Here is a 14,570-nt window from a genome sequence, read left to right on the forward strand (position 1 = left end):
TAGCATCGATTCTCAGTCGCGCGGGCCGGCAGCCCGGCGCCTTTGAGGAGAGTCCGATGAAAGCAGAGTCGAATGGCCGGCCCGCCGCCGGCGCAAAGTCCGGCCAGCCCGCGCTGCAGCAGACGCTCGGGACCTGGCAACTGTGGGGCATCGCGGTCGGCCTCGTGATTTCCGGCGAATACTTCGGCTGGAGTTACGGCTGGGCGAGCGCAGGCACGCTGGGTTTCGTCATCACCGCGCTGTTCGTCGCGGCGATGTACACGACCTTCATCTTCAGTTTCACCGAGCTGACGACGTCGATCCCGCACGCGGGCGGCCCGTTTGCATATGCGCGCCGCGCGTTCGGCCCGACCGGCGGCTATCTCGCCGGCGCCGCGACGCTCGTCGAGTTCGTGTTCGCGCCGCCCGCGATCGCGCTCGCGATCGGCGCCTACCTGCACGTGCAGTTCCCGGGCCTCGAGCCGAAGCATGCGGCGATGGGCGCGTATCTCGTGTTCATGGCGCTGAACATCGTCGGCGTGCAGATCGCGGCGACCTTCGAGCTCGTCGTCACGCTGTTCGCGATCTTCGAGCTGCTGGTGTTCATGGGCGTCGTGTCGCCGGGCTTCGCGTGGAGCAACTTCATGAAGGGCGGCTGGTCGGGCGCCGATCATTTCAGCATGGGCGCGTTCCACGGGATGTTCGCGGCGATCCCGTTCGCGATCTGGTTCTTCCTCGCGATCGAAGGCGTCGCGATGGCCGCCGAGGAAGCGAAGAACCCGAAGCGCTCGATCCCGATCGCCTACGTGGCCGGGATCCTGACCCTCGTCGCGCTCGCGATCGGCGTGATGGTGTTCGCCGGCGGCGCGGGCGACTGGACCAAGCTCGCGAACATCAACGATCCGCTGCCGCAGGCGATGAAGTACATCGTCGGCGCGAACAGCGGCTGGATGCACATGCTCGTGTGGCTCGGGCTGTTCGGGCTCGTCGCGTCGTTCCACGGGATCATCCTCGGTTATTCGCGCCAGATCTTCGCGCTGGCCCGCGAAGGCTACCTGCCCGAATGGCTCGGCAAGGTGCATCCGCGCTTCAAGACGCCGCATCGCGCGATCCTCGCGGGCGGCGTGGTCGGCATCGCGGCGATCTACAGCGACGAGCTGATCCAGTTCGGCGGGCAGACGCTCACCGCGAATATCGTGACGATGTCGGTATTCGGTGCGATCGTGATGTATATCGTGAGCATGGCGTCGCTGTTCAAGCTGCGCCGCTCGCAGCCGAACATGGCGCGGCCGTTCCGCGCGCCGCTGTACCCGATTTTCCCGGCCTTCGCGATCCTGGCGGCACTCGTCTGTCTCGCGACCATGGTGTACTTCAACGGGCTGGTCGCGCTGGTGTTCGTCGGCTTCCTCGCGGTCGGCTACGCGTACTTCCTCGCGACGCGTTCGCAGCGGGCGAGTGCGCCGGGCGACGCGCTGCTGGAGGAGTGAGCAGGTGAAGGCGAAAGTGGCAGGCCGTTTCTGACGGTATCCGGCGCGCCCTGTCGAACGGGCGCGCCGTCGGCTTTTGGCAAGGAGATTCGAACGATGTCCTACACGGAGACGATCGGTCCGCGCACGTACCGCTTCGCGGACCTGAAGACGCTGCTCGCGAAGGCGAGCCCGCTGCGTTCCGGCGACCAGCTCGCCGGTGTCGCGGCGGCGAGCGAGGAGGAGCGCGTGGCCGCGAAGATCGCGCTCGCGGGCGTGCCGCTGAAGGCGTTCCTGAACGAAGCGGTGATTCCGTACGAAAACGACGAGGTCACGCGCCTGATCATCGACGATCACGACGCGCACGCGTTCGCGGAAATCTCGCACCTCACCGTCGGCGATTTCCGCAACTGGCTGCTGTCGCCCGCCGCCGACGGCGCGGCGCTCGAACGGATCGCGCCGGGCCTCACGCCCGAGATGGTCGCGGCCGTGTCGAAGCTGATGCGCAACCAGGACCTGATCGCGGCCGCGCGCAAGCGCCGCGTGGTCACGCGTTTTCGCAACACGGTCGGGCTCGCCGGCCGAATGTCGGTCCGGCTGCAGCCGAACCACCCGACCGACGACGTGAAAGGCATCGCCGCATCGATGCTCGACGGGCTGATGTACGGCTGCGGCGACGCGATGATCGGCATCAACCCGGCGACCGACAGCCTCGCGGCGATCATGAAGCTGCTCGCGATGATCGACGGGTTCCGCGAACGCTACGGCGTGCCGACGCAGTCGTGCGTGCTCACGCACGTGACCAACACGATCGGCGCGATCGAGAAGGGCGCGCCGGTCGACCTCGTGTTCCAGTCGATCGCGGGCACCGAGAAGGCGAACGCGAGCTTCGGCATCTCGCTCGCGCTGCTCGGCGAAGCGCACGAGGCCGCGTTGTCGCTCAAGCGCGGCACCGTCGGCAACAATCTCATGTACTTCGAGACGGGCCAGGGCAGCGCGCTGTCGGCGAACGCGCATTTCGGCGTCGACCAGCAGACCTGCGAAGTGCGCGCGTATGCGGTCGCGCGCAAGTTCAACCCGTTCCTCGTGAACACGGTGGTCGGCTTCATCGGCCCCGAGTACCTGTACGACGGCAAGCAGATCATCCGCGCGGGGCTCGAGGATCACTTCTGCGGGAAGCTGCTCGGCGTGCCGATGGGCTGCGACATCTGCTACACGAACCATGCGGAAGCCGACCAGGACGACATGGACACGCTGCTGACGCTGCTCGGTGCGGCCGGCATCAACTTCATCATGGGGATTCCGGGCGCGGACGACGTGATGCTGAACTACCAGAGCACGTCGTTCCACGACCAGCTCTATGTGCGCGAGGTGCTCGGGCTGCGCCGTGCACCGGAATTCGAGGAGTGGCTGGAGACGATGGAGATCGCCGACGCGCACGGCGCGCTGCGCGCCGCGTCGGCCCGCGTGCCGCTTCTGGCCGGTGCGAACGACTGGATGGGGTTGTCAGCATGAGCGATGCCGTCGAAAAGAATCCGTGGGGCCAGTTGAAGTCGTTCACGAACGCGCGGATCGCGCTCGGCCGCGCGGGCAACAGCCTGCCGACCGCGCCGCTGCTGGCCTTCAACCTGTCGCACGCGCAGGCGCGCGACGCCGTGCACCAGCCGCTCGACGCGGACGCGCTGCGGCGCGAGATCGAGGCGGCCGGCCTGCTGCCGACGCTGCGCGTGCAGAGCGCCGCGCCGGACCGCGACCACTACCTGCGCCGGCCCGATCTCGGCCGCAAGCTGTCGGACGAGAGCTGCGGGCTGCTCGCCGGTTACGGCGCGGCGCTCGACGATGCGCCCGATGTCGTGTTCGTGGTCGGCGACGGGCTGTCGGCGTTCGCGGCCGCGAAGCAGGCGCTGCCGCTGCTGCAGGCCGTGCGGCCGCGGCTCGAGGCGGACGGCTGGCGGATCGGCCCGGTGGTGGTCGCGACGCAGGCGCGCGTCGCGCTCGGCGACGAGATCGGCGAGCTGCTGCGCGCGAAGGTCGTCGCGATGCTGATCGGCGAACGGCCGGGGCTCAGCTCGCCGGACAGCCTCGGCGTGTACCTGACGTGGGCGCCGAAAGTCGGCTGTCACGATGCGCTACGCAACTGCATCTCGAACGTGCGGCCCGAAGGGCTGTCGCACGCGGCCGCCGCGCACAAGCTGCATTACCTGATGACGCATGCGCGCAGGCTCCAGCTGACGGGCGTCGGGCTGAAGGACGACAGCGACGCGCTGCTGCCGCCGGTGGAAGCGGAGCGGATCGGGGCGGCGTGACAGTGGGACGGTGCCGAGCCGGGGTGGGATCGGAAGGGAGGCGAGAGTTCAATCGTAGACGACCGGGAGAACGTATGAGGCGGACAAGCATCGACCTCGTGAATTTACTCGCGCTAACGACGCACCGCGAGTTTGGATGTCACGCGGGTGTTGCCTCCCTGGAATTAAATTCCTGACCAAGTCTCGACATAGGGCCGAATCGGCTAGGTAGAAGGTTTTGATAAGTGATATCTACGTTAAATTCGGTGCAAATTTTTAGCTGCTCGGTTAGCTGCGGACGTTGAGCGCCAGGGAGGTAGAGATGAATTACTTTGCGTCGATCCGGGTAGTAATTTGAGTATGCGAGGACTTGCCCGAGCGCGTGCTTCCACTTGACGAAGCTTTTTACCTCTATGACCGCAGTAGGAAGTAGCAGATCGACGTAACCGACCAGGGTATGGACTTCGGCTTGCCCGGCAGGATTTCGCACGGATAAGACGTCTCGTACGGCGCATTCGAGCCCGCGATCTCGCGGGACATACTCGCGGTATCGCTCGGCAATCTCCGGTGTAGCGAAGTAGTAACCATGCTTATGGCGTACTTTGCTGTCCAACCCCGCGTCACGAAGTTGACTGAAGTGTTGAATGAGCTGATCACCAATTCGAATTTCTTGTTTTCCCTGAGAGAGAAATTCGAACACGCCACCTCGCCCTAGCTGGCGGCCGGTGTATAGCCATCGAGATGGATGAATTGTCAGAAGACCTTCGCGAGCTTTTTGCTCGTGTATGGCATACAGATCGATCATATTCACAACGCTAATCCTTCTCGCTTTGCTGACTCAATAGTCCAACTTGCTTACCAGCTGACTACCTGAACAGCCGCTCGCACAGGAAATCGACGAACACGCGCAGCTTCGGCGACAACTGCCGGCTCGACGGCCACACGATCGAGAACTGGCCCGGCGCGATCCGGTAGTCGTCGAGCACGGTGACGAGCGCACCCTGTTCGAGCGCGTCGCGCGCGAGGAAGTCGGGCATGTAGCCGATGCCGAGCCCCGCGAGCACGGTGCCGCGCAGCGCCTCCATGTTGTTGCAGGTCATCGCGGTGCGCAGCTTCAGCGGCGTGCCGTCGTCGGCGGCGAACGCCCAGTCCTGCAGCTTGCCGGTGGTCGGGAAGCAGTAGCGCACGCAGTCGTGCGCTTCGAGGTCGCGCGGCGTGCGCGGCGTGCCGGCCTGCGCGAGATACGCGGGCGTCGCGCACAGCACGAACGCGAACGGGCCGAGCCGCCGCGACATCAGGCTCGAATCCGACAGCGGCCCGCTGCGGATCACCGCGTCGAACCCGCCTTCGACGACGTCGACCATCCGGTCGTTGAAATCGAGATCGAGCTCGACGTCCGGATAGCGCTGCCGGAATTCGGGCAGCACGGGCAGCAGGAAGCGGTAGCCGATCACCGGCAGGCTCACGCGCAGCTTGCCGCGCGGGCGCTGCGCCGACGCCGTCACGGTCGCCTCCGCGTCGCGGAAATCCTCGAGGATCCGCTGGCAGCGTTCGTAGAAGTGCCGCCCCTCTTCGGTCAACGTGACGCGGCGCGTCGTGCGGTTGAACAGGCGCACGCCGAGCGACTGTTCGAGTTTCGCGATCGTCTTGCCGACCGCCGATGCCGAGATGCCGAGCGTGCGGCCGGCCGCGACGAAGCTCAGCGCTTCGGCCGTGCGGACGAACGCGACGATGCCGGTGAGGTTTTCCATCTTTCCATCGAATCGAAGGGCGTACGACGATGCCCGCGGCCAGGGTAATTGCGGAATTTTAGTCCGTTATATATGGAACTTCGCGTGGTTTTTCGCAGATTAAATCGGATTTATCTTCTGTCGCTCTGACGGCGCATCCGCGCCGGCTTTTCGAGGAGCGATGATGGATCACCCTGTTTCAGCCGTTTCGGCCCAGTCGGCGCGCCGGCGCGCATGGGTGCTGGCCGCCGTCTGCATGGCCGCTGTCGCGCTGCCGCTGTCGTTTTCGGGCGGCGCGGTCGCGACGCCGGCGATCGGCCGCGACCTGCACGGCAGCCCGGTCGCGATGAACTGGATCACCAACGCGTTCATGCTCGCGTTCGGCAGCTTCCTGATGGCATCGGGCGCACTCGCCGATCAGTTCGGCCGCAAGCGCCTGTTCGCGATCGGCGTCGGCGGCTTCACGCTGATGTCGGTCGCGCTCGCGTTCGCGCCGTCGATGCTCGCGGTCGACCTGCTGCGCGCCGCGCAAGGGCTCGCGGCGGCCGCGGCGCTCGCGGGCGGCACGGCCGCGCTCGCGCAGGAATTCGACGGCGCGGCGCGCACGCGCGCGTTCAGCCTGCTCGGCACGACCTTCGGCATCGGGCTCGCGTTCGGGCCCGTGCTGGCCGGCGGCCTGATCGGGCATTACGGCTGGCGCGCGATCTTCGTGACGAGCGCGGTGGCCGGCGTGCTGTCGCTGGTGTTCGGGCTGCCGCGCATGCACGAGTCACGCGACCCGCACGCAACGGGGCTCGACTGGCCCGGCACGGCCGCGTTCACGGCCGCGCTGACGCTGTTCACGTTCGGCGTGATCGAGGCGCCCGCGCGCGGCTGGTCGAGTACGCTCGTGATCGCGCTGCTGGCCGGCGCGGCGCTCGGCGCGGGCGCGTTCGTGATGATCGAGACACGCGTCGCGCGGCCGATGCTCGACCTGTCGCTGTTTCGCATCGGGCGCTTCGTCGGCGTGCAGGTGTTGCCGGTGTCGACGTGCTGCTGCTACATCGTGCTGCTCGTCGTGCTGCCGCTGCGCTTCATCGGCATCGACGGCTTCAGCGAAATCGACGCCGGCTGGCTGATGCTCGCGATCTCCGCGCCGATGCTCGTCGTGCCGTTCGTCGCGGCGACGCTCACGCGCTGGCTGTCGGCTGGCGTGATCTCGGGGCTGGGGCTCCTCGTCGCGGCGGCGGGGCTCGTGTGGCTCGGCATCGCGCTGCGCGGCGGCGCGGGGGCCGCGGCGATCGCGCCGATGCTCGCGATCGGCGTCGGCGCCGGCATGCCTTGGGGGCTGATGGACGGGCTGTCGGTGAGCGTCGTGCCGAAGGAGCGGGCCGGGATGGCGACGGGCATTTTCAGCACGACGCGCGTGGCCGGCGAGGGGATCGCGCTGGCGATCGTCGGCGCGGTGCTGGCCGGGCTGGCGCGGACGGGGCTGACGCAGGCGGCAGGTGCCGCCGGCACGCCGGACGCGACGCTGCGGGGCGCCGCACGGCTCGCGACCGGCGATCTCGCGGGCGCGGCGGCCGCGTTGCCGGGTGTCGGGCACGCGGCGTTGATCGCGAGCTACACGCATGCGTTCGACCGGCTGTTGACGGGGCTGGCCGTCGTCACCGTGCTGTGTGCCGGCGTGGTGTTCGTGTTTCTCGGCGGGCGTCCGGCTCACGACGAAACGAGCGACGAAACGGACGGCCGGGCGCATGCCGATGCGTCGGCGCGCAGCCGGGTCGAACCGGCCTGTGCGGAGACGCACGGGCGTTGAGCGTTGCGTCGCGGCACATCGGCACATCTGTGCTTCTGCACATCGGTCAATGCCGCCGCCGTGCCCGCATGGTCCGCTGTTCTGCGCGGTACCCGCCGGGGCCGTGCATCACGCCAGCACGAGCGACGGCAGCGCCGCATCTGTCCGCGCCTGTGCCCGTTCCACGTCGATCACCACATGGCGCAGCGCATCGGGCCACAGGTGCGCGCGGCTTCCCGCCTCCTCGTCGAGCGTCGCGCGGCCCTGCACGAGCCAGGTCGTCTGGCGCACGAAATCGACGAACAGCAGCGCGATCGCCGGATTCACGAGCAGGTTGCCGATCGTGTTGAACAGGTTGTTGCCCGCGAAGTCGGGCAGCACCAGCGTGCGGCGGTCCGGGATATCGACGAGCGGCTCGAACGAGCCGTCGCCGCGCGGCTGGCGGCCGCGGTACGAGCAGTCGCTGTTGCCGGCCGCGTCGGCGGTCGCGACGATCAGGAAGGCCTGCTCGCGGATGAACGCGATGGCGTCGTCGGTCAGGGGGCCGCGATCGTTCATGGTGTCGGTCGGCAGGTGCGCCGTGGCGTATGGATCCCCGATCCGCACGCAAGCGACATGCCACGCGCCAAGGTGCGCGTCCGCGGGCAGCGCACCGCCGCGCACTGTGGAAATTCCGAACACCGGCCGCATCGCTGCGCAACCGCGGTGTTCAGAATCGGTACACCGGCCATGCCGCGCGCGCGAACGCCGCACGGTGCGCACGCGGGCCGGCCGTGATCGACGTGCTCCCATCCTGTTTGGCACGCATGTTGCGTAAACGAGTGCAGCGCATTCCAACCGGCGCTGTACTCACACAAGCACGATGAACAGGAGACATGTATGAACCCGTTTGACCTGAAGCAACTGGGCCTCGACGTCGAATATCCGTACCGTCAGCAGTACGACAACTTCATCGGCGGCAAGTGGGTGGCGCCGGTGAAGGGCGAGTATTTCGAGAACGTGTCGCCGATCAACGGCCAGCCGTTCTGCCGCATCCCGCGCTCGGGCGCCGACGACATCGAGCTGGCGCTCGACGCCGCGCATGCCGCGCGCCGCAAGTGGGGCAAGACGTCGGTGGCCGAGCGTGCGAACCTGCTGCTCGCCGCCGCCGACCGGATGGAAAAGAACCTCAAGCTGCTGGCCGTGGCCGAGACGATCGACAACGGCAAGCCGCTGCGCGAGACGATGGCAGCCGACCTGCCGCTCGCGATCGACCACTTCCGCTACTTCGCGGGCTGCATCCGCGCGCAAGAGGGCGGCATCTCCGAAATCGACGACAACACCGTCGCGTACCACTTCCACGAGCCGCTCGGCGTCGTCGGCCAGATCATCCCGTGGAACTTCCCGCTGCTGATGGCCGCATGGAAGCTCGCGCCGGCGCTCGCGGCCGGCTGCTGCGTGGTGATGAAGCCGGCCGAGCAGACGCCCGCGTCGGTGCTGGTGCTGATGGAGCTGATCGGCGACCTGTTCCCGGCCGGCACGATCAACATCGTAAACGGCTTCGGCAAGGAAGCGGGCGAAGCGCTCGCGACCAGCAAGCGGATCGCGAAGATCGCGTTCACGGGCTCGACGCCGGTCGGCAAGCATATCCTGCGTGCGGCGGCCGACAGCCTGATCCCGTCGACGGTCGAACTGGGCGGCAAGAGCCCGAACATCTTCTTCGCCGACGTGCTCGACCAGGACGACGCGTTCCTCGACAAGGCGCTCGAAGGGCTCGCGATGTTCGCGCTGAACCAGGGCGAAGTGTGCACGTGCCCGTCGCGGATCCTGATCCAGGAATCGATCTACGAACGCTTCATCGAGAAGGCCGTCGCGCGCGTCGAGCGCATCAAGTCCGGCCACCCGCTCGACCTGCAGACGATGATCGGCGCGCAGGCGTCGCAGCAGCAGCTCGACAAGATCCTGTCGTACATCGACATCGGCCGCGGCGAAGGCGCGCAATGCCTGACGGGCGGCGAGCGCACGGCACCGGCCGCCGAACTCGGCACGGGCTACTACGTGAAGCCGACGATGCTGCTCGGCAACAACAAGATGCGCGTGTTCCAGGAAGAGATCTTCGGGCCGGTCGCGTCGGTGATGACGTTCAAGGACGAGCAGGAAGCGATCGAACTCGCGAACGACACGTTCTACGGGCTCGGCGCGGGCGTGTGGACGCGCAACGGCACGCGTGCGTACCGCATGGGCCGCGAGGTCGAGGCCGGCCGCGTGTGGACCAACTGCTACCACCTGTACCCCGCGCACGCGGCGTTCGGCGGCTACAAGCAGTCGGGGATCGGCCGCGAGACGCACAAGATGGCGCTGTCGAACTATCAGCAGACGAAATGCCTGCTGGTCAGCTACCAGGCCGAGGCGCTCGGGTTCTTCTGATCGCCGAAGCGGTGGCGGAGCGCCGGGGCCGGTCGGTCCCGGTGCCTCCGCCCCGTTCGATTCCGGAATTCGGCCCCCGGCGCGGGCCGCGTTGTCTTGCGGCCGGCGCCGGAAACGATGCCGGCAGCCGCGGGCGCGCGGCGGCACGGCGCATCGATGCGCGCGACGACGACAACCAGCATGGCAGAGCCGCCCCGATCCTTTCCGCGTCACCCGGTATTCCATGCGGGTGAGCTCGATGCGCAGCACCGCTTCGGCGTCGCCGACGAAGCCGAGCGGATGAGCGACGTCGTGACCACGCGCCTGAGCCTCGGCGTGCGGCAGTTCGTCGAGTCGCAGCCGTTCATGTTCGTCGGCATTGCAAGCGGCACGCCCGCCGTCGTGTCCTGCGACATCGTGCAGAGCCTGCGCGACGCGAACGGCGATCTGCTGCCCGTCGCGCGCGTGATCGACACGAAGACGCTGCGGTTCGCGTTGCCCGTACCGGACGGCGGCGGCGGGCGGATCGACGCGGCGGCGTGCGACGGCAGCGGCGTCGGGTTGCTGTTCGTCGATTTCGTGCGCGGGATCCGCTACCGGATCAACGGTCGTGCGACGTTGCGGGCCGATCTGCCGGAAGCGGATGCGGCGCCGTGGGCGGCCGGCAGCGCGATCGTCGAGCTGGCGGTCGCGCAGGCGTACGGCAACTGCGGCACGCGGGTCGTGCGGCTGAAGCCGGCCGGATAACCGGTAGCCGGGAGGCGATCACGGCGCGGATGCGCAGTCGTCGCGCGTGCCGCACCGGCGGCGTGCGCGGTACGCCGTCTTCGGGTGCGCCCGCATGGCGCGCGCCGGCCGGACTGTGTGGAATGGCGGGTCGTGCGCCGGGCCGGGCGGTTCGGCACGGGACTTGCGTGATACGCGCAGTTCCGGGCAGGAGAGGGAGGACACGATGGATCAACACGTGGCGTGTAGCGAAGAACCGACCGCCGAAGACACGCGGCGCAACGCGCAGGGCGACGACGCGCTGGCCGGGCAGGCGGTCGTCAGCGTCGCGCACGATGCGGACGAGCAGGCGCGCAACCTGATCGGCTGGCGGCAGACCTACGACCAGCTCGCGGCGGGCCGCTTCGTCGGCACGCTGACCGAACTGCCGCTCGACACGATGAAGCTGTTTCGCGAATCGACGAGCCATCTGCTGCGCCAGGCCTGCGAAGTGCGCGGCGACGCGTACTGGTTCGGCATCCCGCTCGTGTGCGACGGCACTGCGCGCGTCGATGCGTGCCGGATCGGGCCCGGCGCGCTTGCGTTCCGGCCCGGGAACGTCGAATTCGAACTGGTGACGCCCGCGCAGTTCTCGATCTACGGCGTCGTCGTGCGCGGCGACGTGCTGCGCCGTTATGCGGAGGAAGTCGAGCGTCGCGCGCTCGACGAGCGGCTGTTCACGCAGCGCGTGATGCAGGTCGGCGATGCGCGGCTCGCGCGCCTGTGCGCGCTGCTCGGCAGCCGTCTCGACGGCGCGGTGGCGATGGACGGGCCGCTGCCCGATGCGCAGCGCGACGACCTGCAGGCCGACGTGCTGGCCGCGCTGTTCGATGTGTGCGCGCAACCGGCCGACGACGGCAGCGGCGCCGCGCCGTCGACGCGGCGCTGGATCGTCGAACAGGCGCGCGACTACGTGCTCGCCCATCGCACGCGCCCGGTCGGCGTGCCGGAATTGTGCGAGCAGCTGCACGTGAGCCGGCGCACGCTGCAGTACTGTTTCCAGGACGTGCTCGGGATGGCGCCCGCGACCTATCTGCGCACGCTGCGGCTGAACGGCGCGCGGCGCGACCTGTGCGGCCGCGCGGCCGGCTCGGTGCAGGATGTCGCGGAGGCGTGGGGTTTCTGGCACCTGAGCCAGTTCGCGACCGATTACCGGCGGCTGTTCGGCAAGCGGCCGTCGGAGACGCTGCGCGATCGCGCGGTGACGGTCGCGGCGGGGTGAGCCGCGCAGCCGGGGCGGCGCCGCGTCGGCACAGGGGGCGTGCGTGCACGGCTACTTGTTCGTTTGTCCTGCCGAAGGCCGCGTCGGGTTTGCTCAGTTGACCGCCGGTGCCACTTCGCGCGGTGCGGGCCACGCCAGCGCATCCCAGTCGATGGCGCGGTAAGCCGCTTCGACTGCGGCCAGATCGTCCGGCTGCTCGCTGCGATGCAACCCGTGCAATTCGACGGGCAGCTCGAGCGCGACCGGCACGCAATGCGGATAGTCGCGCACGCGCAGCGCCGGCCCGATCGTCGTGAAGCACGCGAGCGTCGGCACGTCGAACCCGTCGGCGAGATGCAGCGCGGCCGTGTCGGGCGTGAACAGCACGCTGGCGCCCTTGACCCAGGCGATGAAGCGCGCGGTGTCGGTGGCGTCGCTGCTCACGTCGACGTAAGCGGGATGCGCGACCGCGCCGAAGCCGGCCACCGGCAGCCCGTAGCGCCGCACGAGCCGATCCACGAACGCCGCGCGCAGCGCCGGCGGCACGCTGCGCACGGCCGTGCTCGCATTCGGGCAGAACAGCACGTACGGCCGCTGCCAGGCGGCCGGCAGCGCAGGCAGCGGCAACCGTGCGAGCCAGCGGTTGCGCTTCGCGGCGGCCGGCACGGCGGCCGGGTCGGCGCCGAGCGCATCCAGGAAGAAATCGATCATCGGCAGCCGCGCGAACGCGGGCCAGTACAGGTGATTGCCGACGTCGATGCACGGTGCATCGGCGGGCAGTGCTTCGACCGGGCACGGCAGCGTGCGCGACGGCGCGACGACGTCGGCCGCGAGCGCATACAGCGCATCGACGTAGCGCGGTGCGCGGGCCGGCCGGTACAGCGTGACACGCAGGCCCGGGTGGGCCGCACGCAGCGCGGCGACGGCCGTCAGCCCGATCACCGAATCGCCGAGCGTGACGCCCATGCCGTTGATCACGTGCACGTGCCGCGTGCCGTCATGGTCGAGCCGGAACGGCCGGTGCGCGGCGTGCAGCAGGCCGAGCGCGGGCGCGGCCGGCACGTGGCCGTCGGCACGTCCGCCGCCGTGCTCGACGTCGTACGGCGCGACGAGCGTGCCATCGGGTGCGAGCAGCGTGCCGGGACAGGCCAGCGCGTCCTCGTGCGACAGCGCGCCGCCCGGCGGCGCGGTGGGCGTATCCACCGTCATCCGCCGCGCGCGCGGCGGCCTTGCTCGCGGATCTGCTCGAGCGTCGCGGCCGGCGTGCTGGCGTCCTGCGGAATGCGGATCTCGATCACCGCGGGCAGCCCGCAGGTCAGCGCGCGTTCGAGCGCGGGCGCGAAATCGGCGGTGCGCTCGACCGTCTCGCCATGCGCGCCGAACGCACGCGCATAGGCGGCGAAATCGGGGTTCGTGAGCCCCGTGCCGTGCACACGGCCCGGGTAGTTGCGCTCCTGATGCATGCGGATCGTGCCGAAATGCCCGTTGTTGACGACGATCGCGACGATGTTCAGCCCGTACTGCATCGCGGTCGCGAGCTCGTTGCCGGCCATCATGAAGCAGCCGTCGCCCGCGAGCGCGACGACCGCGCGCTGCGGATACAGCGATTTCGCGGCGAGCGCGGCCGGCAGCCCGTAGCCCATCGCGCCGCTGGTCGGCGCGAGCTGCGAACGGAAATGCCGGTACGCAAAGTGGCGATGCAGCCAGATTGCATAGTTGCCGGCGCCGTTGGTGAGGATCGCGTCGTGCGGCAGGCGCTCGCGCAACTGCACCATCACGTCGCCGAGCTGCACGTCGCCGGGCATCGGCAGCGGCGCATGCCATTCGCGATACGCGCGATGCGCGTCGGCAGCCGTGCCGGCCCACGCGGGGCGTTCGGGCGCCTCGAGCGCGGCGAGCGGCGCGGCGATCTCCGGCATCCCCGACACGATCGGCAGGTCGGCCGCGTAGACGCGGCCGAGCTCGTCCGCGCCCTGGTGCACGTGGATCAGCGTCTGGCGCGTCTTCGGGATCTCGAGCAGCGTGTAGCCGCCGGTCGTCGCTTCGCCGAGGCGTGGCCCGATGACGAGCAGCAGGTCGGCGTCGCGGATGCGTTTCGCGAGCGCGGGATTGATCCCGAGCCCGACGTCGCCCGCGTAGTTCGGGTGCGCGTTGTCGATCGTGTCCTGGAAGCGGAACGCGCAGGCGACCGGCAACTGCCAGCGTTCGACGAAGGTGCGCAGGTTCGCGCACGCGTCGGGCGTCCAGCCGCTGCCGCCGACGATCGCGACCGGCCGTTCCGCGCGCGCGAGCCGCTCGCGCAACTCATCGACCTGCGCGGCCGACGGTGCGGCCGCGATGCGTTTCGCGGCCGGCACGACGGGCTGCGACGCGCACGCTTCGGACAGCACGTCCTCGGGCAGCGCAAGCACGACCGGGCCGGGGCGGCCCGATGTCGCGACGTGGAACGCATGGCTCAGGTATTCGGGGATGCGGCGCGGGTCGTCGATCTGCGCGACCCATTTCGCCATCTGGCCGAACATCCGGCGGTAGTCGATTTCCTGGAAGGCTTCGCGGTCGAGGTGCTCGCGTGCGCACTGGCCGACGAACAGGATCATCGGCGTCGAATCCTGGAACGCGGTGTGCACGCCGATCGACGCGTGGGTTGCGCCGGGCCCGCGCGTGACGAAGGCGATGCCGGGGCGGCCGGTCAGCTTGCCGATCGCTTCGGCCATGTTCGCGGCGGCCGCCTCGTGGCGGCAGACGACCGTCTGGATGCGCGCGGTGTCGTCCGCCAGCGCATCGAGTACCGCGAGGAAACTCTCGCCCGGCACGCAGAACACGCGTTCGACGTGATTGGCGAGCAACGCATCGACGAGCAGTCGCGCACCGGTGGTGGCGCGCGGCTCGAGATCCTTGGAATGCGACATGGGCTGCCGTCTCCCTGGGTAGCGGGACGTACAGCTTACGCCGGTACGCCGGTCGCTGAAAAGTGTCGGAACG

At 69.0% G+C, this 14,570-nt stretch carries 12 protein-coding genes; 7 read left to right on the plus strand and 5 right to left on the minus strand.

Translation table 11 applies throughout. The features are described from left to right. Positions 1 to 56: 56 nt before the first annotated feature. The 3 genes from eat to eutC all read left to right on the plus strand — a co-directional run bounded on the left by eat (position 57) and on the right by eutC (position 3,751). Positions 57 to 1,466: an ethanolamine permease gene (gene eat / locus DIE03_RS23980; protein WP_124454671.1), complete on the plus strand. Its 1,410-nt coding sequence runs from the start codon at positions 57 to 59 to the stop codon at positions 1,464 to 1,466. Positions 1,467 to 1,562: 96 nt separating this feature from the next. Next, positions 1,563 to 2,960: an ethanolamine ammonia-lyase subunit EutB gene (locus DIE03_RS23985; protein WP_124454673.1), complete on the plus strand. Its 1,398-nt coding sequence runs from the start codon at positions 1,563 to 1,565 to the stop codon at positions 2,958 to 2,960. Further along, entirely contained in the window at positions 2,957 to 3,751 is a 795-nt protein-coding gene (gene eutC / locus DIE03_RS23990) for an ethanolamine ammonia-lyase subunit EutC (protein ID WP_124454675.1), read from the plus strand. Before DIE03_RS23985 ends, eutC begins: the two co-directional genes overlap by 4 nt. A 139-nt stretch (positions 3,752 to 3,890) precedes the next feature. On the opposite strand, the gene DIE03_RS23995 is transcribed toward eutC, so the two are convergent. Both DIE03_RS23995 and DIE03_RS24000 read right to left on the minus strand, forming a co-directional pair. Beyond that, entirely contained in the window at positions 3,891 to 4,541 is a 651-nt protein-coding gene (locus DIE03_RS23995) for a hypothetical protein (protein ID WP_124454677.1), read from the minus strand. Positions 4,542 to 4,596: 55 nt separating this feature from the next. Further along, a complete protein-coding gene (locus DIE03_RS24000) occupies positions 4,597 to 5,481 on the minus strand; it encodes a LysR family transcriptional regulator (RefSeq protein ID WP_124454679.1) in 885 nt (294 codons plus the stop codon). Between the two features lie 163 nt (positions 5,482 to 5,644). Here DIE03_RS24000 and DIE03_RS24005 point away from each other — a divergent pair, with 163 nt between their 5' ends. Further along, positions 5,645 to 7,258 carry an MFS transporter gene (locus tag DIE03_RS24005; protein ID WP_124454681.1) on the plus strand — a complete coding sequence of 538 codons (1,614 nt, stop codon included), beginning with the start codon at positions 5,645 to 5,647 and terminating at the stop codon, positions 7,256 to 7,258. 108 nt (positions 7,259 to 7,366) lie between these two features. Here the strand turns inward: DIE03_RS24005 and DIE03_RS24010 are convergent, their stop codons facing one another. Beyond that, positions 7,367 to 7,795, minus strand: a complete 429-nt coding sequence (locus DIE03_RS24010; RefSeq protein ID WP_124454683.1) for a pyridoxamine 5'-phosphate oxidase family protein — start codon at positions 7,793 to 7,795, stop codon at positions 7,367 to 7,369. 321 nt (positions 7,796 to 8,116) lie between these two features. On the opposite strand from DIE03_RS24010, the gene DIE03_RS24015 reads away from it, so the two are divergent. The 3 genes from DIE03_RS24015 (at position 8,117) to DIE03_RS24025 (ending at position 11,609) form a co-directional block, all read left to right on the plus strand. Next, positions 8,117 to 9,643, plus strand: coding sequence for an aldehyde dehydrogenase family protein (locus DIE03_RS24015; protein ID WP_124454684.1), 1,527 nt, complete (start codon positions 8,117 to 8,119; stop codon positions 9,641 to 9,643). 180 nt (positions 9,644 to 9,823) lie between these two features. Next, positions 9,824 to 10,369: a hypothetical protein gene (locus DIE03_RS24020; RefSeq protein WP_124454686.1), complete on the plus strand. Its 546-nt coding sequence runs from the start codon at positions 9,824 to 9,826 to the stop codon at positions 10,367 to 10,369. A gap of 205 nt (positions 10,370 to 10,574) precedes the next feature. Beyond that, positions 10,575 to 11,609 (plus strand): helix-turn-helix domain-containing protein, encoded by a 1,035-nt coding sequence (locus DIE03_RS24025; protein WP_124454688.1) that lies wholly within the window; start codon positions 10,575 to 10,577, stop codon positions 11,607 to 11,609. Between the two features lie 93 nt (positions 11,610 to 11,702). Here the strand turns inward: DIE03_RS24025 and DIE03_RS24030 are convergent, their stop codons facing one another. Both DIE03_RS24030 and DIE03_RS24035 read right to left on the minus strand, forming a co-directional pair. Then, on the minus strand, positions 11,703 to 12,797 hold the full coding sequence (locus DIE03_RS24030) for an ADP-heptose--LPS heptosyltransferase (RefSeq protein WP_124454690.1): 1,095 nt from the start codon (positions 12,795 to 12,797) through the stop codon (positions 11,703 to 11,705). Beyond that, the gene (locus DIE03_RS24035; RefSeq protein WP_124454692.1) at positions 12,794 to 14,497 is read right to left on the minus strand and encodes a thiamine pyrophosphate-binding protein; all 1,704 of its coding nucleotides are present in this window, start codon (positions 14,495 to 14,497) and stop codon (positions 12,794 to 12,796) included. Before DIE03_RS24035 ends, DIE03_RS24030 begins: the two co-directional genes overlap by 4 nt. Positions 14,498 to 14,570 lie beyond the last annotated feature (73 nt).

The sequence above is a fragment of the Burkholderia sp. Bp8992 genome (genome assembly GCF_003853705.1).
GTDB lineage: Bacteria > Pseudomonadota > Gammaproteobacteria > Burkholderiales > Burkholderiaceae > Burkholderia.

What these genes read in the sequence shown, in the direction of transcription:
- eat (WP_124454671.1), top strand. Translation starts at nt 57, where the DNA reads ATGAAAGCAGAGTCGAATGGCCGGCCCGCCGCCGGCGCAAAGTCCGGC.
- DIE03_RS24030 (WP_124454690.1), bottom strand. Translation starts at nt 12,797, where the DNA reads ATGACGGTGGATACGCCCACCGCGCCGCCGGGCGGCGCGCTGTCGCAC.
- DIE03_RS24025 (WP_124454688.1), top strand. Translation starts at nt 10,575, where the DNA reads ATGGATCAACACGTGGCGTGTAGCGAAGAACCGACCGCCGAAGACACG.
- DIE03_RS24035 (WP_124454692.1), bottom strand. Translation starts at nt 14,497, where the DNA reads ATGTCGCATTCCAAGGATCTCGAGCCGCGCGCCACCACCGGTGCGCGA.
- eutC (WP_124454675.1), top strand. Translation starts at nt 2,957, where the DNA reads ATGAGCGATGCCGTCGAAAAGAATCCGTGGGGCCAGTTGAAGTCGTTC.
- DIE03_RS24015 (WP_124454684.1), top strand. Translation starts at nt 8,117, where the DNA reads ATGAACCCGTTTGACCTGAAGCAACTGGGCCTCGACGTCGAATATCCG.
- DIE03_RS23985 (WP_124454673.1), top strand. Translation starts at nt 1,563, where the DNA reads ATGTCCTACACGGAGACGATCGGTCCGCGCACGTACCGCTTCGCGGAC.
- DIE03_RS24010 (WP_124454683.1), bottom strand. Translation starts at nt 7,795, where the DNA reads ATGAACGATCGCGGCCCCCTGACCGACGACGCCATCGCGTTCATCCGC.
- DIE03_RS24000 (WP_124454679.1), bottom strand. Translation starts at nt 5,481, where the DNA reads ATGGAAAACCTCACCGGCATCGTCGCGTTCGTCCGCACGGCCGAAGCG.
- DIE03_RS24005 (WP_124454681.1), top strand. Translation starts at nt 5,645, where the DNA reads ATGGATCACCCTGTTTCAGCCGTTTCGGCCCAGTCGGCGCGCCGGCGC.
- DIE03_RS24020 (WP_124454686.1), top strand. Translation starts at nt 9,824, where the DNA reads ATGGCAGAGCCGCCCCGATCCTTTCCGCGTCACCCGGTATTCCATGCG.